General features: G+C 41.4%; 20 protein-coding genes and 2 riboswitches. Of the genes, 4 read left to right on the top strand and 16 right to left on the bottom strand.

Going from position 1 to position 18989, the window contains the following annotated elements; all coding sequences use genetic code 11:
- Positions 1–45: 45 nt before the first annotated feature.
- A riboswitch (cobalamin riboswitch) is annotated at positions 46–237 on the bottom strand.
- A gap of 381 nt (positions 238–618) precedes the next feature.
- Positions 619–813, bottom strand: a riboswitch (cobalamin riboswitch).
- A 60-nt stretch (positions 814–873) separates the two neighbouring features.
- The 16 genes from IT084_RS05655 to IT084_RS05585 form a co-directional block, all read right to left on the bottom strand.
- Positions 874–1635 carry an energy-coupling factor ABC transporter ATP-binding protein gene (locus IT084_RS05655; protein WP_195711885.1) on the bottom strand — a complete coding sequence of 254 codons (762 nt, stop codon included), beginning with the start codon at positions 1633–1635 and terminating at the stop codon, positions 874–876.
- Positions 1632–2444, bottom strand: coding sequence for a cobalt ECF transporter T component CbiQ (cbiQ, locus tag IT084_RS05650; protein WP_195711884.1), 813 nt, complete (start codon positions 2442–2444; stop codon positions 1632–1634). Before cbiQ ends, IT084_RS05655 begins: the two co-directional genes overlap by 4 nt.
- Positions 2445–2506: 62 nt before the next feature.
- Positions 2507–3559 carry an energy-coupling factor ABC transporter permease gene (locus IT084_RS05645; RefSeq protein WP_195711883.1) on the bottom strand — a complete coding sequence of 351 codons (1053 nt, stop codon included), beginning with the start codon at positions 3557–3559 and terminating at the stop codon, positions 2507–2509.
- 420 nt (positions 3560–3979) lie between these two features.
- Positions 3980–4609, bottom strand: a complete 630-nt coding sequence (locus IT084_RS05640; protein WP_195711882.1) for a GNAT family N-acetyltransferase — start codon at positions 4607–4609, stop codon at positions 3980–3982.
- 74 nt (positions 4610–4683) lie between these two features.
- Positions 4684–6249, bottom strand: coding sequence for an ABC transporter substrate-binding protein (locus IT084_RS05635; RefSeq protein ID WP_195711881.1), 1566 nt, complete (start codon positions 6247–6249; stop codon positions 4684–4686).
- A gap of 106 nt (positions 6250–6355) precedes the next feature.
- On the bottom strand, positions 6356–7114 hold the full coding sequence (locus IT084_RS05630) for a class I SAM-dependent methyltransferase (protein ID WP_195711880.1): 759 nt from the start codon (positions 7112–7114) through the stop codon (positions 6356–6358).
- Between the two features lie 322 nt (positions 7115–7436).
- Entirely contained in the window at positions 7437–7856 is a 420-nt protein-coding gene (locus tag IT084_RS05625; RefSeq protein ID WP_195711879.1) for an EamA family transporter, read from the bottom strand.
- A 35-nt stretch (positions 7857–7891) separates the two neighbouring features.
- Positions 7892–8851 (bottom strand): nucleoside recognition domain-containing protein, encoded by a 960-nt coding sequence (locus IT084_RS18810; RefSeq protein ID WP_195711878.1) that lies wholly within the window; start codon positions 8849–8851, stop codon positions 7892–7894.
- A 671-nt stretch (positions 8852–9522) separates the two neighbouring features.
- Positions 9523–10443: a methyltransferase domain-containing protein gene (locus IT084_RS05615; RefSeq protein WP_195711877.1), complete on the bottom strand. Its 921-nt coding sequence runs from the start codon at positions 10441–10443 to the stop codon at positions 9523–9525.
- Positions 10440–11279 (bottom strand): bifunctional 2-polyprenyl-6-hydroxyphenol methylase/3-demethylubiquinol 3-O-methyltransferase UbiG, encoded by an 840-nt coding sequence (locus IT084_RS05610; RefSeq protein WP_195711876.1) that lies wholly within the window; start codon positions 11277–11279, stop codon positions 10440–10442. The genes IT084_RS05615 and IT084_RS05610 overlap by 4 nt, the downstream gene beginning before the upstream one ends.
- Before the next feature lie 32 nt (positions 11280–11311).
- A complete protein-coding gene (locus IT084_RS05605) occupies positions 11312–12121 on the bottom strand; it encodes a class I SAM-dependent methyltransferase (RefSeq protein WP_195711875.1) in 810 nt (269 codons plus the stop codon).
- Between the two features lie 26 nt (positions 12122–12147).
- Positions 12148–12936, bottom strand: a complete 789-nt coding sequence (locus IT084_RS05600; protein ID WP_313885428.1) for an ABC transporter ATP-binding protein — start codon at positions 12934–12936, stop codon at positions 12148–12150.
- Positions 12933–13988 carry an iron ABC transporter permease gene (locus IT084_RS05595; protein WP_195711873.1) on the bottom strand — a complete coding sequence of 352 codons (1056 nt, stop codon included), beginning with the start codon at positions 13986–13988 and terminating at the stop codon, positions 12933–12935. The genes IT084_RS05600 and IT084_RS05595 overlap by 4 nt, the downstream gene beginning before the upstream one ends.
- Before the next feature lie 133 nt (positions 13989–14121).
- A complete protein-coding gene (locus IT084_RS05590; protein ID WP_195711872.1) occupies positions 14122–15276 on the bottom strand; it encodes an ABC transporter substrate-binding protein in 1155 nt (384 codons plus the stop codon).
- Between the two features lie 36 nt (positions 15277–15312).
- On the bottom strand, positions 15313–15414 hold the full coding sequence (locus tag IT084_RS18115; RefSeq protein ID WP_243276785.1) for a DUF4198 domain-containing protein: 102 nt from the start codon (positions 15412–15414) through the stop codon (positions 15313–15315).
- 39 nt (positions 15415–15453) lie between these two features.
- The gene (locus tag IT084_RS05585; RefSeq protein ID WP_195711871.1) at positions 15454–15807 is read right to left on the bottom strand and encodes a hypothetical protein; all 354 of its coding nucleotides are present in this window, start codon (positions 15805–15807) and stop codon (positions 15454–15456) included.
- A gap of 805 nt (positions 15808–16612) precedes the next feature.
- On the opposite strand from IT084_RS05585, the gene IT084_RS05580 reads away from it, so the two are divergent.
- The 4 genes from IT084_RS05580 to IT084_RS05565 all read left to right on the top strand — a co-directional run.
- Positions 16613–17044, top strand: a complete 432-nt coding sequence (locus IT084_RS05580; protein ID WP_195711870.1) for a type VII toxin-antitoxin system MntA family adenylyltransferase antitoxin — start codon at positions 16613–16615, stop codon at positions 17042–17044.
- Positions 17045–17065: 21 nt separating this feature from the next.
- Positions 17066–17461, top strand: a complete 396-nt coding sequence (locus IT084_RS05575) for a type VII toxin-antitoxin system HepT family RNase toxin (protein ID WP_243276784.1) — start codon at positions 17066–17068, stop codon at positions 17459–17461.
- A 248-nt stretch (positions 17462–17709) separates the two neighbouring features.
- A complete protein-coding gene (locus IT084_RS05570) occupies positions 17710–18546 on the top strand; it encodes a metal ABC transporter substrate-binding protein (protein ID WP_195712063.1) in 837 nt (278 codons plus the stop codon).
- A 70-nt stretch (positions 18547–18616) separates the two neighbouring features.
- On the top strand, positions 18617–18989 hold a 373-nt coding region (locus tag IT084_RS05565; protein WP_195711869.1), incomplete at its 3' end, for a recombinase family protein.

The following is an 18989-nucleotide window of genomic DNA, read 5'->3' as shown; positions in this document are numbered from 1 at the left end:
TAATAATTCAGCATAAAAATAACCACCTCCCTATCACCCGTAGGTAATGGTTCCGACAAAACAGGCAGGTCTCCTGGCTCTGGTTCATTAAGATCTCACGCCTTCCCGGGTTAGCGCCCAGTGACCTTATGTGAGATCTTTCCCCATCACAGTGGCGGGGCCGCGCCGGATTTACACCGGCTTCCCTTTTAAGCTTGCACCTTTCCGGTGGAAAGCACCTGTTTCGTTTATTGTATTAAGTTATAATATTCATTTAAGTTGAACTTTTATAAGCCAACCATACTTTGCCAGTTTTTTACTTTATACATTATTTGCAACGTAACGTTTGAGTCTTTTAGTGATACCAAAATAATTGGCATATTGCTGACTTCTCATGTTATATGGAAAGTTATATATAAAGCTGAAACTGCCGTTTTTAAAATTTGCTCCCGGCGGGATGTCACCCCGCCGGGGTACATCAAATATAGAAAGGAGTTTTGGGTTTAAAATCTATCATAATCCAAAAACTTATAACATACGGGAAAAGCCCGGCTTTTCCGTGAAAGCCGGGCTTTATCAAAAGGTTTGACACCTTTACATACGATACCCATTTAGCACCTGACCTTTCCACGGAAGGCGATACTTATCCTTTGCCCAGGCAGGTCTCCTGACTTGTGGCTCATAGCACCTCTCCCGCCTTCCCGGGCCTTCGTTAACCCAGTGGCATTATGGGAGCCGCTCCCCACTTACAGTGGCCGGACCGTCCGGGATTTGCACCCGGTTCCCTTTTTACCCCCGGCAATAACCGGGGTAACCTGAACAAAGTATTCAATTTATTTAACATTAACATTCTTTTAGCAATTTGTCTATCCTATTTTTAAGATCCTCATTATATCATGTTGCCTTTTTTGCTCCACAAACCGGACAGTTTTGCAAACCAAGGGGCATTTCAAGCCCGCACTTTTCCATCAATTCCTCATTGGCCAGAATTTCCACTGTCGGCCCGTCGGTAATTACCTTCCCATCCTTCAAAATAATAGTTCTTTCGCAAAGCTCCAGGACCATGTCCAAATCATGAGTTGCTATAATTTTGGTATGAGCAAAGCGCTGAAGAAGCGTTATCAACCGGCGTCTTGATTTCGGGTCAAGGGCGGAGGATGGTTCATCCATAACAAGAATATCTGGATTCATGGCTAAAACTGTGGCAATGGCTGCCGCACGCTTTTCTCCACCTGAAAGCTTGTAGGGAGGCCTGTCCATCAAGTGGAGAATTCCGACAGTCTCAAGCGAACTCTTGACCCTCTTATCAACCTCTTCTTCAGGCAATTTATAATTACGTGGACCAAAGGCCACATCATCATAAACAGTTGTCATAAACAACTGGTCATCCGGATCCTGGAAAACCATCCCCACACTTTGCCGAATCACCGGCAACGTTTTCTTAATTACAGGCACTTCGCCAATACGAACTTCTCCCTCATCCGGAAACAACACGCCGACAAGATGCATCAATAATGTCGACTTACCCGCACCATTTGCACCTACAATACCCACGGACTCGCCGTGTAATATTTTGAAGGTAACACCATTTAGCGCCTGTCGCCCGTCAGGATACGTATATTTTAAATTGTCGGCTTGGATAATATGGTGACTCATCTTCCCACTCCTGTAATTAATGAACCTATCGTAGCCGGAATATTGAAATATCGTACCACCACAAAGTACAAACTCCATCCGGCAAAGTATAAAATATCTCCAGTCCGGATTCTTTTTTCACTGCCGGCATTATACTCTCCTGTAAACCCCCGGCAGCACATTGAATAATAAACACGCTGGGCTCTTTCCAGTGTTCTGATCAGCAACTGGCCTGTTAACGAACCCCAATCACTAAACCTGATGCCTTTTTCACCCCGGGAACGCAATGAATACGCGCGTACCGTGCGGCCAACCTCCTCAATCAGCACGGAAATATACCTGTATGTCAGAATAAGCTGCAGTATAAATACCTTTGGTATTCTCATCATCCCAAGCGCCGCTGCAATCCTTGTCATTCCCGTTGTAGCTATAAGGAGCAGTGCCGCCAGTATCGTCAACACACCTTTGGTTAGAATTGAAAAAAACGATATCCAGCCGCCTGAAATTTGCATCCATGGCAATATGACCACCGGGTCGTGATCAAACAGCGGGTTAAATAGTCCTATGCCAATTATGAAAGGTGAAACCACAATCATCCTTTTTAACAGCGGAACTACCGGAATATCCGCCAGCGCCATGACAATAACAGGATAGAAAAAAAGCGGCAACAACCCGCTCAATTCGTACTTATTGAAAGACACAGTTATGATCAAATACAAGCAGGTTGTCAATACCTTCACCAGCGGGTGAAGATTATGAATAATTGTTGTTTTTTCTGCAAGTTCATCAAGCAGCCTAATATTGTATAATGATGCTATCATGTTTGACATAAAGTTATCAATCCCAATTTAAATTATATTGGCGGGGTTTAAAGCCCCGCCTCGATTCCCCTTTAAACAGCGCCGGCTTTATTGCGCTTCTTTACCCTATTTATGCAAAAGCCTACAATACCAGCCAACAGCAAGGTCATTGCACCGCCGACCAATCCCGAAACGCTTGTTCCGGCATCCACTGCAGGCCATGCTTCTTCAGGCTCCGCATCACCGGCACTTGTTTCCTGCTCCTGAACTTTAAAACTATAATCGGGCAAAAACGCAATCTTTTCCTGAACAGCCGCCAGTATTTGATGAATACCACCCGAAGCCTCAAGTTCTTCTTTACCCGAAGTTTTGGCCATGGACCATTCCAGTCCATCGGGATATGCAGATGCAAACCATGAGAGAATACCACCGGTTATAACTGCAACAACGGCAAGACCGGCAAGGACCTTCTTGATTGAAACGCGGCCCAATGCCTTACCCGATGCCGCTTTCTCAATGATTTCAGGGCGTGCCTTCCAAACAAACCCGACAATAGCAGCAGTAACAAGACCTTCTACCACTCCAATGGCAAGATGTATGGGCTGCATTAACATTACAAAAGTACCAAAGGGCAACTCCGATTTGCCCGAAAACAGCGTTTCCAAAACTACGCTGAACGCGCCGAGCTGAAGACCGATGATTGCAGATAACATTGCCCCGGTAAAGATGCGTCCGGTGGAATACCCTTTGCGCGTAATCCACTTATAAATCAAAGGATAAGCGATAAAACACGTATAAAAGCCGAGATTAAAAATATTGCAACCCAGCGCAAGCAAACCACCATCCGCGAAAAACAACGCCTGGATCACCAGAATAGACGCCATGACAAGAAAGCCCGCATAGGGGCCCAGCAATATCGCAAGCAGCATGCCTCCCCCCAAGTGCCCGCTGGACCCGGTCCCGGGAATTGTAAAGTTGATCATTTGAGCAGCGAAGACAAATGCCCCCATTACCCCCATTAAAGGAATTTTTTGCTCATCCAGGTCATTTTGAACTTTTTTGGCTGAATAAGCTGCAACTCCTGCCGTCGCCGCCCACATGGCTCCACCCACAACCGGGGAAATCAAAGCGTCTGCCATATGCATATGTATCCTCTCCTTTCCTGATAATTTGAAAATATTTTTCCGGCAATTAAAAAACACTCAAACCAATACGCACTCCGGTAGTGTATTCAGCCTTAGTGACTGTGTTATATTGCATAATGTCCATCAATCATATATTGAGGGACAACACGCCCGGTTCATGCCTGGTGATAAATATTTCGGCTTCCAAACCGGCGATTTTGCAGGCCGATTCAACATTTTGACCAATTCCAGCGCTGGAAAAACAATAACCACGAAAGCACTCTCTGCTTTTTGCAGGGAAATACCTCCGTGGTATGTTTCATCCTCTGCTTGTATAGTTGTAGTTGTTTTACGATTAATTTTGCACAACCTTTAATTATAGCGGATCCATTCCGCCTTACTCCGTTATTTGTATTCTGTGATTGGTTTATAAACTCCTGCTTACCGTAAAATTTTTTCTTTAAAATTTTGATTTTGACCACATTCAATATTTTGATGATAACGATCGTCAAATTTAAAGAATTTTTCCATATGCACAGTTTGCCTGGTGCCACCCTCATTTAATCTGACTTTAAATCCCTGCGACTGCCAGAATTCAAAAGCACCCGGCAAATGCATATGAGTGTGCAAATAAATTAACTTATATCCAGACCTTTTGCAGAATTGTTCAGCCTCGTTAAATAACAAGGAACCAATACCGGTTCTCCGGTATCTCTTATCGACAAAACACTTCGCCAGTTCTGCCGTCACATTTAAATCATAATAACCCTCCAGAGCCTGAATTCGACCATCATACCGGCGCACGGCCAGGGTTCCGACAATTTGATTATCTTCAGTAAAAGCGGCCAAAAAGGTATTGCCTTGCGTGTTGATATATACCTCTTCAAAATTAAGCAGGTCATGGTCCCAAACAGGGTTAATTCCCCTACCATAAACCTCTTTAATCATTTTAAAGGCAAATTCCGTGGCGGGCCGGATTTCACTATCTCCCACTCTTGCAAGAAAAACCCCTGTGTATATTGACATATAACGTTCTCCCATATTACTAAAGTATAGTTTTTCAGTGAGCACATTGGCCTACATTGGATGAAACCGGCGGTTTATGGAGCGACTTTTCACCAGCATCGATTTTACCGTAGTATCAATTATGGTGCGACAGTTACATCCGAGTTCAACATATAGTACTCGGAGGGAGATAATTCAATGCCCTTGACTTTATCGCTTATGGCCATATAACTCTTAGGATAGACCAGGAAGGCAAAAGCCGCGTCATTGAGCACCACTTGTTGAGCTTCTCTGGCAATAGAATTTCTTTCCCGGGTATCAAAAGTCGTTTTCAGTTGATCAGCTAATAAATCAAGCCTGGAATTGCTATATTTTCCGAAATTAGAATTTGCCCCTGTCCTGAACATGGTCTCCAGAAGGTATTGCGGGTCGCCGGTGGGAGCAGTGTTCAAACTGTAAATAGCGGCGTCAAAGTCTCCTTTCATCAGTGCCTCAGTAATATTTTCCACGTTGACAATATTTATCCTGATGCCGATATCTTTCAATGCTCCCTGGATGGTTTCTAAAAGAACCGGCAGCTCCGGCCGATTTTTATAGCAAAGAACAGTAAGTTCCAACTTTTTCCCGTTTTTTTGGCGGATGTTATCGGGTCCAGGTTTCCACCCCGCGTCATCAAGCAATTTCTTGGCCTCCTCGGGCCGGTAATCATATCCCTTTAGCTCATTACCTCCAAAAGGCAAAACCAACGGGAAGGGACCAACCGCGGGAATGCCGCTCCCTTCCATCACTTTGTCGGCCAGGTCTTCTCTATTAATGGCCATATTAATAGCCTTTCTCACGTTAATATCATCCAGACCCGGTTTATTAACATTAAAAATAATCATATGCGTGCGAACAGAGGACGCACCTACAACTTGATAATTACCTGTTTTAGTAATGGCTTCCGTGCTTTCTACAGGAATGTTATTCGCAACCTGGATTTCTCCCGCCTGTAATGCCATCACCCGGGTATTGCTATCAGGAATGTATTTGAAGGTAACCTCGTCCAACTTTGCTTTATCCCCCCAATAAACGTCGTTTTTTTCGACTACCACCTGAACATCTTTAACATAATCCTTTACCTTGAAGGGTCCGGTTAATACGGGTTTTTCGGCAAATTCTTCACCCATTGTATTGGCTGCGGTAACATCCACTATGACCGCAAAAGGATCGGTTAAAGCAGATATAAATGATGGATTGGGATGATTGTTCTTTACCGTTATTTCATTGCCATTTGCCTCTATTGAAGCAATATCAAGCAACTGAGGCGCCCTTTTATTTATTTTAACGGTACGTTCGAGTGAAGCCTTCACCGCATCACCGGTAACTTTTGCACCGTTATGAAAAGTCACATTATCCCTGATTTTTATTTTCCACGTTACATCGTCCACTTGTGTCCATGATTCAGCAAGCCATGGCTCAATTTTCATATCCTTGCCTATCTTTACCAGAGTCTCGCCTATGCCGTACTTAACAACATACCAGCCGTTATAATTATCGGCGGGGTCCAGGTTGCCGGGCCATTGGGCCAAACCTATAGTTAAGGTTTTCTTTTCGGTTTTTTCTCTATGTCCAGATTTTTCAAAAACATTCTGACCGCAGCCTGCCATTGACAGCAACAGCGTTCCAATTGCTATAAATATGATAAAATAATTTTTTAGCTTCATTTTTATGAGCACCCTCTTTCAAATGATTTAGTCATCATATTGCTTGTTTTTTTTATTACCGTAACCGTTAACCGTATACAAGTAATTTACCGGAAGTATCGCCTCCTCATGACTCTATTTTATAAGCGCAAACCAAAAACATCGGAGAAGTGCTATATCGTATCTGTTCCAGTTCAGACCAAATTTTACACGATATGTCATTATACACAATAACTTTTTGGAAGCCGCACTCTAATAATGCCTTTTTATCCCAATCCGGTCTCACCTCATAACTTAGTGGAAGGTTTTTGGCTATATTTTCATATTCTATTTGTTGTTCCTTAGACAATGGACTTTTATATCCCATTGCTTCCGCTGCTTTTTGACTTTGCTCATATTTTTCTTGCAAAGATGCATCGCTTAGCCTAAGGTACCAATTAGCATCAAAGATGATTAGCTTTCCATTCTTACTTAAAACTCTGTACCATTCTTTGTATGCGTCCCGGGGATTGATTAGTGTCCAAACAAGATTTCTGCAAACTATTAAATCAAATGAATTATCGCTAAAAGGTAATTTGTGCACATCAGCTTTAACAAACTTAATTGAAAGCCCGGCATTTTCCGCATTTTGTCTTGCTTCGAGCAGCATATTCTCTGAACTGTCAACTGCTGTTACATTGTAACCCAATTCCGCCATCAATAAGGCGAAAAAACCAGGACCCGTACCTATATCCAGTGCCTTGATATTCCCACTTTGCCCGGCATTTTCGCTTATGAGTTTCTTCCAGGCGTCTTTTTTAAAAGAGCTAATCTCCTCTTTAATTAATTGACTATAACCTTTCGCTCTTGCTGACCAATAGTTTTTCATCCTATGCTTTATTAACATGTAAAATTCCTCCAATCAACTATGTAGTGTAACGGGCAATTGAGTATTGGTTATCATGGACCGCGGCATCTTATCCCATCATCCAATTTTATGGCCTTCTCTTTTTCTTGCTTTAACAAAATTAAAAATGCCATGAAAGCTTCACCCGCTTCAGCGGGAAAAGGCCTCCATGGCATGGGTTTTATGGTTTTAACTTTGAAAAATACAAGTACTTAAAAACTTTTGGCCGAACTTCTGCGGCCAATGGATGGTTCTTACCACCCTTTTATTTTATTATTTCTATAATTACTAACCTGGTTCCTGCTGCTTTTTCGAACATAAATTATTTTTTTATCAATAAAATACCTGCAATAATGAAAAGAGTTCCCACAAGCTTATACCAGCTGAACTTTTCTCCTAAAAACAACAGCGCCATTGCCACCGTCACCAACGGAAACGCGGCAACAATGGGAACAATACGAGATGTTTCGTCCAGTTTTAAAGCATGGTAATAAGCAAGGTGACCTAAAAGAGAAGCAAAAATACCTTCTCCGGCAAGAAAAACAGCCGACCTGAAATCTAATTGCGCCAGCCCTCCCAGTTTCCCCGTCAGGATACCGTATAAGAGAATAATTCCACTGATCACAAAGGTTCGCAAAGCCAGACCAATAAATGGGTCCGCTTTAATCAAGCCTATTTTGGCAAAAACCGGTGCGAGACCCCAAAATACCATTGTTAGCAATGCAAAAGTAAACGCTTTCAAAACAAAGCCCCCCTATAAAAAATGAGAGTACATGCCTATGTTAACAAAACTACCAATCCAAGAGCCAGGCAAGTAGCAGATTCTCGCACCAACAACGCTGCCAGGCTTACCTTACTCCCTAATTTGGGGCCAAAAATGGAAATATTGGTGGGCAGTCCTCCGCTCCAGAATTCATACAGGTAGTGAAGTACCGAGGTGATTAATAACGTAGTAATTGCCTCACAAGGAGTTACCAATCCGGCCTGCAGGATCGGACCTAAGGTACCGATGCCGGCAATCATGCTCATCACACCGGTGGTAATCACAATAATAGTAAGTCCCGGCAAACCCAAGTAGTTTAAAGCCGGGTCAATTTGGCGCATTATTTGATCCATCAACGAAGTATGTATCAGGATGGATACCAGCAGGGTAACGGGCATAAAGACCGTGGCAAGGCGACAAAAAGCCGGCAGAGTACGGCGTGCCGCGACAATTAATTTTTCCCGCCACGGTTCCCGAATTACTATCCAACTTGGTTCATCTTTTTCCTGGCCTTGCTCCGGTAGGGGCAAAAGAAACTTACCCATTAACAGCCCTACACAACTGACTATAATATTAGTGCCAAGGTAAATGAATAGATATGCAACCCCTGTAAACCACCCCAAAGAAGAAATGACTACCGGACCAATAAAGAAGACAATAAAGTATAAGCTGGTGGGAAGGGCGGAAACCAAAAAAGAAACCACCACATCCCGCGCCTTTATCAGCCCGGTATTCTTCAACTCGGCCAGCATGGTATAGGCGGCAATACGATTAACCAGACATAAAGTAAGAGATGTAGCACAACCTGCGGGCAAGTGCCCCAGTTGTGCCAGAGGGCGCATTCCCTGACCCAAACGATGTAAAAAAGCAGTATTATGAAATAAATTGCCAAGAAAGCAACCCAGCAACATGGAAGGCAACACATTTATCCATAACTTCAGGACACCAGGCAGCACTTCTAAAATAACCTGCACCCCTCATCTCCACCTTCGGGATAAACCAATAGAAGTTCAGATTCAATTATTACTTTCTTTAATTATATTTGATATATCTAAAAGCCTGTTAATTATAATAATAAAGATGCCTATAGAAAAACAATAATGTTAGAGATTATTTATCTGCTATAAACCCAAATAAAGGGGCTAGTATTTATTACGAATAAAGATCTAAGCTGACTTTCAACCGACATTACAAAATACCATATATGGTAGCTAGATATATTTTTATAATTTCATCCTCATTATAACCTTGGAAACTTAAAGCTGTAGCTGCAAGTATAGTTGTTTATATAATCTTTAATAATTTTAAAGATACCATCATATAAAGAGGAGCTTAGAAGAACCTTGGTTTAGAAAATCCAATAAATATGGTATAATACATATCAAAAATATCCATTTATCTCCTGGAAGATTCATTATAAATATTATTGATACTATCGCAGATATTGAAGAGCCCAAAAGAGAAAATGATCGAGTTCTACCATATAGAAATTTTTTAAATTTAAACCAATGTTTTTGCTCTAAATATGAATAAATCATAAACAGAATTTTCAAATTGCTTATCCCTTTTTATTTCCTTATAAACGTTTTTAGTTTTCCCCCGGGGGCCCTAAAAAATAACCCTTACATAGCAAGCGTGGTACTACCTAAAACAGTTTATCCTCTGCCGGGAGTAAATCTGGCATTCCTTCTATCATTGGAAAGCTTCTGTTACATCCTTTACAAACAAGCTCATTTTCCCCTTTTCTTTCAATGTCATTATGGCATTCCGGACAAGTAAGAATCATTAGAAATTCATCTTCTTCCCACTCTTTACTTTCATAATTAGAAACATGGTTGAATTTGACAGGTTTTGTACCTTTAATCAAGGAAAATTTAAATCCGTCATAGAAAAGCTTTGAAAATAAAGTTCCATATTCATCCTCTTCTGTTCTTGAAACATCTTTTAACCCTAGTTGCTCAAATTTTTGGACATATTTATCCAAAGAATACATAGGAAGCTTACCTTTCGTTTTTTCCCAGAATCTTTTTGTTCTAAAGGGAGATGCTCCAGTTAATAAGATTAAATAAATAGAATAGAGTTGTTTTAAAAGTTTTTTCGGAGTAAGCTTTTTTTTCTTACTACCATAACTGCCTGATTCAAATGTTATAATTTTTCCTCCCGGCTTAGTAACCCTAATCATTTCCTTTATCGCCCGCTCCGGATCGGGCATTACCCAAAGAACCCATCTACTTACAACGGCATCTACAGAATTATCTTTAATCGGAAGATTTAACCCATCACCACGCACTAACTTGACCGGATAACCAAACAATTTTTTCTTTGCCCTTAATAGCATATGTTCATTTATGTCCAAACTAATGATCCTTTTAAAGCCTGATTTAGCTAAAATTGAAGCTAAAAAACCAGTACCCGTCCCAAAATCAAGTATGGTGCAATCTTTATTTACCTCCAAGTGATTAAATAAGCTGTCCTTAAACTTATCTTCATTTATATGATGCATCTTATCATAAAGCCTTGCACCTTTTTCATTCCAATAATCCCGTACTACATGTGCCACTTTCACTGTATTTCTTCCCCCTTTTCTTGAACATTCCACCATATTACAGCTGCTCGTCCCTTTTCTCTGTATTTTTCTCCCTCTGCCTTTGTTAAAACATAATCTCTAATCATTTGTTCAATTTCTGAAGTTACCTCCCTATATTTTTCAAAGAAAAGCTTTTTATGCATTATTTCATTTTCTACAGACCTTTCGCTGGTGTAGTATATTATATCAACATTTGGAAACCTGCCTTTGCTATAGAGAAGATTATAGATTAGAGGATATTCTGAATAACTTGGTTTCTTTACATCACCCATTACCTTGTGCCAGAGTTTTTGCTCCTCGCCATTCCAGTCTCCTGTTCCCGTAACAACACAGCAATATCCTCTTGACGATTGTTCCATTCTTTTTAATTGTTCCCATACATCTTTGAAAATCCATAATACAATGGAGCAAATAACAAGGTCATATTTTCCGGTAATTTTAGAAATATCGACTTCTTGCCATACCTTGTTTATTATTTCAAAGTTTCTAACCCCTTCTTCCTCTGCATTTTTTCCTATCTTTTCGCACATTCCTTTTGACGGCTCTACAGCAGTAACTTTTTTGACCTTTTTTGCAAATGGTATCACAAAAGTTCCCGGCCCTGCTCCAATGTCCAGTACCTCAGAATTAGAATTTATTATTTCATGAAGAGCTTTTATAACTTCCCTTCCATATTCGTAATCATTTGTCTTCCTGCTTTCAGAAAAGTCTTCAGCCCTTTTATCCCAGTACTCTATTCCAGGGTCCCTGTATTCAATCTTTCCTCTCTCTTCATAGATTTTTTCCCATAGATTCTCCCAATTTAATTGTTGCACATCAATTACCTCCCAATAAAAAATTAAAGATTCTAATCGACAGCCTTCCACCACATCACTGCCATTTTGCTTTTCCTCTGGTATAAGCCACCCTTGGAATTACTAAATACATGTTTTTTTATTGTTTCCTTATCCTTATCAGTCGGCTCTCTATATTTACTGAGCAGTAGTTCCCACATACTTAATGCCGAATCAACTGACCTTCTCATAACAACTTCGAACATCCTAACATTAGCCAACATATTTCTCTGATAAAGAATATTAAACAGGTAAATAAAACGGTCCAAGCTTTCAGGGTTTATTTCTAACTTCTTGTATATTTTAGCGAACTCATCATCATCCTTGATACCGTTTACAACAGAGCAATATCCCCTTGATACTCTGTTCATCCTCATTAATTGCTCTCCTATATCCGGGAACTGCCATGAAGCTTGCGAGCAAATCACGAGGTCGAATTTCTTTTCCCATTCAGCGTCATTTACTTCCTCCCATTTTTTGTTTATTATCTCAATATTTTTAATTCCTTTTTCCTCAGCGTTTCCAAGCAGATTTTCAACCATTTCCTTTGCCGGTTCTATTGCCGTTACTTTTTTAACAACTTCTGCAAAAGGAATGGATACTGAGCCGGGCCCAGCTGCAATATCAAGGACCTCAAACTCCGGCTTTAATATATTTGCATTCTCAAATATCGCTCTTATTTTTCTTCCATGATTATAATCGCTCGTTTTTATATAATTGGTATAGTCTTTGGCTCTTTTGTTCCAATAAATGGTATCGCTAACCTTGCTGATTTGTATCGTTTTTTCCTCCCATTCCTTTTCCCAATTTACCAGATCTTGCATGACCGGCATCTCCCCTTTTTTAGTCTTTAAGCTAAACGTTTACTCCTAACAGAATTAATAGGAATTATCTGTGGTATTCCGTCATCCTCACCAATATTGACTCTGGCATTAACCCCGTATACAGACCTTACCATCTCTGAAGTTAAAACAGACTCCGGTTTTCCTGCTGCATAGACTTCTCCATTATTCAATATAACTAACTCATCGGCACACCTGGCTGCCATGTTCAGCTGGTGTAATGTAATAATGGTAGTAATATTCCTTTCTACTGATAATTCCCTTATTAAATCAAAAATTTCAAGTTGATGTTGAAGATCCAAATTGTTCGTTGGCTCGTCCAAGAGAAGAATTTTGGGTTCTCGAACAAGCGCTTGAGCTATAGAAACCATTTGCCTTTGACCACCGCTTAACTCGTTGAAATGCCTTGAAGCCAATTTATGAATTCCCAATTCTTTTAATATACCCCAAACAACCTCAAGGTCATCATCGTCAACTTTCCAGGATAAGGAATGTAGCCTCCCGAGAAGAACTACTTCAAAAACACTTAGTACAGCTCGAGCAGAGCTTTCCTGCGTGAGGTAACTCACAAGTTTTGTGATATTATCTTTTTTAATAGTATTTATTTCTTTTCCTTCAATTAAAATATTTCCCTCAGGCCTTATTATCCCGGCTATACACTTAAGAAGCGTCGACTTTCCGGCAGCATTTGGGCCAATGACAGCGGTAATCTTTCCTGGCGATACCTTGATATTTATATTTTTCAAAACTGGCTTGGAATTGTAGCTAAACTTTAAGTTCTTAATCTCTAACCTCACCAATATCCCCTTCTCTTTGTTAAAATTAAGGAAAAAAAGAATGGTACACCGATAAGAGAGGTGACAATTCCTATTGGAAAAACAGCTCCTGGAATGATTACTTTGCTACCTATTGATGCAGCTGAAAGCAAGAGAGCGCCTCCGAGAGCTGACATGGGTAAGAAGAACCGCTGATCCTCTCCCACAAGCATTCTGGCTATGTGGGGCCCTACAAGACCTATGAAGCCTATTGTACCGACAAAACATACGGCAGCCGCCGTAAGAAGAGAAATCAATATAAATGCTTTTAATCTCAGCTTCTCAACATCAATTCCCAAGCTTTTAGCTTTCTCATCTCCCAATCTTAATGCAGTAAGTTTCCAGGCGTCCTTAGCAAGCAACGGGACAACGATAATTAAAACTGCAGCGACAATTCCTAACTTTGGCCAGGTAGTTTTCATGAGATTTCCAAATAACCAAAAAACTATTGCCTGCAGAGCTTCTTCTGTTGCTATATATTGTAGTAATGCTAATAAGGAGTGAAACAGAAACAGCAAAGCAATTCCGGCAAGTATCATGGTCTCTGCTGTTACCCTCCTTGCTTTGCCAATGAAATATATTAGGAGACAGGTAAGCAAGGAAAAAAAGAAGGCGTTAATGGAAACGAGATATTCCCCTGCATAAGGAACTATACCCACACCAAGAACTAAAGCCAGGGCGGCGCCAAATCCTGCTCCTGCCGATACGCCAAGCGTATAGGGACTCGCCAGGGGGTTATCAAGTATCGTCTGCATTTCCGCACCTGCAATGCCGAGGGTTGCACCAACTACAATTGCCATCAAAGCAATTGGCAATCTTATTGTCCAAACAATAACATGTGTTGTAGGATCGCTGGAATTTGCCATGAAAATTGCTGAAAAGACTTCCCGAATTGATAGCCACGCCGGTCCTACTAAAATATCTATGATCAAAGTAAAAACACAAGCGACTGCGAGTAAGACCAAAAGGATATACTTTCGGCCTGTTATTTCGCAGTATATCTCTTTAGCCTGAATATCTATCTTTGTGGCCACTTTTTCAATCCTTTCTTTGCTAGCGTAATAAAAGGTATATATTTAGGGGATCGAGGTAGGGGATCGAGGGCCTTTAAATCCAAGGTCCCTTGCTCCCCAATTTATTAGTCAATTCCCCAAAATAACAGACTGATTAATCTGTAAGACTCATCATCCATACACCGCTATAATCCACTGGTAGGAATCTTTCATGGAACTCTTTAAAACTATCTACCGGATCTAAATCCTTGAATTCTTCCGGATAGAAAACCTTGGCAAGGTATTGAATTGGTACAAAATCCCAAATTTCTCTTGAAAGCCCGTGATTTATGGAATAAACCCTGTTGTTTTTTACCGCGTTTATATTTTCCCAGCCGGGACGCTTTGTAAAATTCTTGAGGAGATTTTTTGATTCTTCTGGGTCGGCAATATAGCCAAGTCTCATCGAATCAGGAGTCTTCGGCCAGTATGAGCCCGTTATAATTATCACATCAGGGTTTGTCTTCAAAATATACTCGGGATTTAGCGGACCATAATTTTCTATTTTCCCTTTGGCTATGTTTGTTCCGCCACACTGTTCTGTTAATGCACCCCACATATAATTGCCATAAGAATTACCATAAGTGGATGGCCCCTGCGAACCACATTCTACGTAAACCGCTGGCTTCGATTTTTCTATTTTTTCCAGACGGGAGTATACTTTATTAACCTGCTCTTTGTAAAAATCTGTGATTTCCTGGGCTCTCTTTTCTTTCCCCAAAATTCTACCCAACAACAGAGCACTTTTCGTATGGTTTTCAAGGGTTTCTGAATGATAATCCATAACTACAGTAGGTATACCTGCATCTTCCAATTTGCTAACAACTTCTTTAGCGTTTCTGTATAGATCTAAAGGTAGGATAAGTACATCAGGTTTTAAAGAAACAACCTTTTCTACACTAAATGTTTCTTTATCTATGTTCCCCACATCTGGTATGTTTTCCAGTTCTGGAATCGCTTCTAAAAATTTTTGCCACATATCGTACCGGTATTCTTTCAACCCGGGGTCCCAACCTGCTATTTTTTTAGGAGCTTCTTTTCCCTCTAAGGCAAGCAAGGTAATAAAACCGCCACCACTACCACTATACTGAAGTATCACTTTATCAACCGGCGCCTTCAGTGTTACTTCCCGCCCAGCGAGATCTGTGACCGTGATTTGTTGTTCTTTACTTACTTCCTCTTTCTGCCCACAACCCGTAAAAGCTGTAGCTGTAATAATGAGTAAAATGGTTATAATCAGTACTTTAAACGGTACCTTAAACTTTTGCATAAAAATGGTCCCCCTTTTTCTTTTGGAATTATTTAATCATGGAATGGCCCCGGTCAAAGCCTCACCCTTGTACAATACCTTTACCTGCAGGGTGTCGCCCGCTGCCTGGTATAATTCGCCCTGGGGCACTATTTCCAATGTATTGCTCACCGCCGATACCGTGCCGTTAAGTGCTTTTTATTTTGTAACCATAAACGCGTAAGTGGTGGTCAACGAAAGCTCATCGTAGCCCCCTTCTTCCCCTTCGAGCACCCGGCAGCGGGCAATCAGAAGGTAACGGCCGGACTCCCTGGCCTGCAGGGCGAGCCGCCCGTCTCTTCCCGTCATTTCCTGCCACTGCAAGGCCTTCATCTCCTCTTTCCCGGCCAGCCCGTCGACTTGCATATTATGGCCCCATTTGAGATAAACCGTTACGTTTTCACCCACGTGGCCGTGACTTCCGGCCAGTTCCAGCCACGATTCGTGACCGTAAACCATCAGGTGGGTGGTGTCCTTGAAAAAAGCGCTTGTTTTTTTGTTTAATTTGATCATCCTCCTTCTAAATAGGTGTATTTTTTTAAATCTTAAACAGAAATCCTATCATTTTTATTAACGGCTTACCGTCACCCCCCTTAAGCCCAACAAAATAAATAACCATGAAAAGTCCATCTTGCTTCTACAAGACAATGACCTTCATGGTCAAAATACATGTTTTTAAAATCAGTAACTAATGAGTTTTATTGTATTACTGTTAAGTAAAAGTCTAAAAAGAACCCCGGCGCATGAGGTTAGTTTAGGGGTTACCAACCCCATACGCCGGTCGAAAAAAGGAATTATTCTACTACCGGTGCATGTAAACCTGGTAGCAGAATTACTTTAAGGAGGTTAAAGACCCTGCCAAGGTTAAGCTTTTAGCTAAAATTAAAATGCCATGAAAGTTTATACCTGCTTCTGCAGGTTAAAAACCTCCATGGCATAATATTTTTCAAATGAATACTCATTATCTGACCGCTTTCAGCGGTCCAACGGATGATTCTTATCATCCTATTTTAGTTTATTATATTTTTTTAAAAAGATTAACATACTTTCGCTAAACTGTCCATATAATTAAAACTTTTTTTGACCCCCAATCATAAGCAACCTTTGTTTAGCCCGACAACAGCTATCCCAAAGGCCATGGCGGCAGAAAAAAATATCCCGATGGATACGTCCTCCTGAATTCCTCCATGCCGGCTAACAAAACCGATGATGTTTCTATTACGGCCTGTACTATCTGGGAATGAAAGTCCGAAAAAAAATTGGAAAAGGAATGTTAAAGTTAGTATAATTACTTTAGGATTTTTCGGGTGGGGTTAAAATGCAAAATAATAAAAAACAATTCAACCAAGAAAAACTTATAGAGATTTTAAAGCAAGAACCGGACATTATTGCTGTTTATCTTTTTGGTTCATACCTGGATGAAAAGGTTACTCAACCTGGAGATGTAGATCTGGCACTGCTTCTTAGTAAATCACCCAAAAGCAATGTGCAGCGTTTTATTAAGCTGTATCCCAAGCTGTCCGAGGTGTTTGCACCGTTTGAAGTAGACCTGCTATTTTTACACTCAGTTAAAGTCCCCATGCGTTTTGAAGTAATCAGTGCCAGTAAGGTTATTTACTGTACGGATGATGATTTGCGTACCGATTTCGAAGATAACGTAACCAGGGAATATCTTGATTTTATGTATCACCTCAAAGCTGCCCACCGGGAGTTTTATGAGGAGTTAATGGAGGGAAATTTATTTGTATAATCACCAGTTGATAGCAAAAAATTGGGGATCATTCGGTCTTCTTTTAATAGATTAAAAAAACTTGCCCAGGTACCAAAGGAAGAATTTCAGAAAAACGAAGATGCCCAGGATATTGCTGAAAACAGGTTGCGCAAGGCTTTGGAAGCCTTGTTTGATTTAGGTCGGCATCTAGTAGTTAAATCCGGGTCAGGAATACCCCATGATTACCGGTCTGTTATTACTATGTTGAAGGAAAAAGAAATATTGCCGGCAGATTTTGCCGATCAAATTGCGGGTATGGCCGGTTACCGGAACCGCTTAGTACATGAATATAACAAGGTAACTGTGCAGGAACTACATGAAATATTACAGACAAGATTAGAGGACTTGGAGCTGTTTTGCCAATATATAACTAAACACCTTGTAAACAAGAAGTGAAGTTTATACCTAATGAATATCCCATAAACCAGCAAACGGTTGCCTTGCTTGGGATAATTTAAAAATTTTTATAAACGGCAGGAATTTATTTTCACATGTCAAATAAAATTATTAAACTTGCCGAAGCAAGGTAACCAGGGGAGCTTGCGAATGGCGAAATAGAGGCCACGAAGGTTTCTAACCCGGTAAGTGCGGGAGTAGACTTTCGTGGTCTTTTTATGTTCAAAAAGGAGGTTGGGCGAGTGAAAATGAAAAAAAGATTAACTGCGGTTATTGCTTTGCTCATGGTGTTGGTACTAATTGCCGGGTGTGCGGCCAAAGAAAGCAATAAGTTAAAGGTGGTCACCGGAACTTCCCTGATTGACAATATTGTGCAGGAAGTGGGCGGTGATAAGGTAGAGGTGGTTAATATTATTCCACCAGGCTCCTGCCCCGGGCACTTTGATCTTAAACCGGATGATGTACAGAAGCTGGCTACAGCCCATTTATTTTTGCTCCATACCTGGCAGGGCGAAATGTTTACCCGGGATCTTATCGATTCTGTGCATAACGAGCAATTGGCCGTGATGCCGGTGGATGTGGCCGGTAACTGGATGGCACCGCCGGTGCAAAAAGAAGCTGTGCAAAAAATAGCTGCCGTGCTGGCGGAAAAGGATCCGGCCAATAAGACCTATTATGAACAAAATGCCGCCCGTATAGCTGCGAACGTGGAAGCCAAGGGTAAAGAATTGCTGGGCAAGTTGAATGCTGCCAGTGCAGCAAATGTGAAGGTGATTTGTGCCGATATGCAGCAGGGTTTTTTAAAATGGGCCGGCTTTGATGTGGTGGCCACTTACGGGCGACCGGAAGAACTTACTCCACAGGTGATGCAAAACCTGGTCGTACAGGGCCGGCAGGCCGGTGTAAAACTGGTAGTGGATAATTTACAAAGCGGGCCCGAAACCGGGGCCGGCATTGCCAGGGAATTGGGTGCGGCCCGGGTAACCCTGTCCAATTTCCCCGGAGCTTTTCCTCAAACCGATACCTGGAGCAGCGCGGTGGAAAAAAATGTGGACTTACTTGTAAGTGCTCTAAAAGGTCATTAGGAGGTATGTAGCAGCTGCTAACAAGCAAACAAATATTGACAAAACATAACAAAATAACTACCATAAATTCATGGAACTTTTAACCATCAGTAAAGCGGCAAAAAAGTTGGGCGTCCACCCCAATAGCCTGCGCAACTGGGAAAAGCGCGGCTTAATCAAGCCCGTCCGTTTGCCTGGAGGCCAGCGCCGGTACTCTATAGAAGAACTCAACAAACTCTTACAATCCGGCCAAATGATTGACGGACAGGAAACAGCAGTCGTGCTTTACGCCCGGGTATCCACAAAAAAGCAGGCCAACGCGGGCAACCTGGACCGGCAGATGGAACGGTTGCGGCATTACGCCCGGGAAAACAGTTTTACCGTCAGGGCGGAATTCACGGACGTGTCCAGCGGCCTAAACCAGAAGCGCCGCGGTTTAGCGAACGTACTCAAACTGGCCGAGC

Origin of the sequence: Desulfallas sp. Bu1-1 (assembly GCF_015594625.1) — a bacterium.
Taxonomy (GTDB): domain Bacteria; phylum Bacillota; class Desulfotomaculia; order Desulfotomaculales; family Desulfallaceae; genus JADNRQ01.
The sequence above is the reverse complement of the archived record's forward strand: the minus strand, read 5'-3'. Positions and strand labels throughout refer to the sequence as shown.

Coding starts and splice junctions, on each gene's coding strand:
- IT084_RS05590 (WP_195711872.1), bottom strand. CDS start 15,276: ATGCAAAAGTTTAAGGTACCGTTTAAAGTACTGATTATAACCATTTTA.
- IT084_RS05585 (WP_195711871.1), bottom strand. CDS start 15,807: ATGATCAAATTAAACAAAAAAACAAGCGCTTTTTTCAAGGACACCACC.
- IT084_RS05580 (WP_195711870.1), top strand. CDS start 16,613: ATGCAAAATAATAAAAAACAATTCAACCAAGAAAAACTTATAGAGATT.
- IT084_RS05570 (WP_195712063.1), top strand. CDS start 17,710: ATGAAAAAAAGATTAACTGCGGTTATTGCTTTGCTCATGGTGTTGGTA.
- cbiQ (WP_195711884.1), bottom strand. CDS start 2,444: ATGTCAAACATGATAGCATCATTATACAATATTAGGCTGCTTGATGAA.
- IT084_RS05630 (WP_195711880.1), bottom strand. CDS start 7,114: ATGTTAATAAAGCATAGGATGAAAAACTATTGGTCAGCAAGAGCGAAA.
- IT084_RS05635 (WP_195711881.1), bottom strand. CDS start 6,249: ATGAAGCTAAAAAATTATTTTATCATATTTATAGCAATTGGAACGCTG.
- IT084_RS05645 (WP_195711883.1), bottom strand. CDS start 3,559: ATGCATATGGCAGACGCTTTGATTTCCCCGGTTGTGGGTGGAGCCATG.
- IT084_RS05605 (WP_195711875.1), bottom strand. CDS start 12,121: ATGCAAGATCTGGTAAATTGGGAAAAGGAATGGGAGGAAAAAACGATA.
- IT084_RS05655 (WP_195711885.1), bottom strand. CDS start 1,635: ATGAGTCACCATATTATCCAAGCCGACAATTTAAAATATACGTATCCT.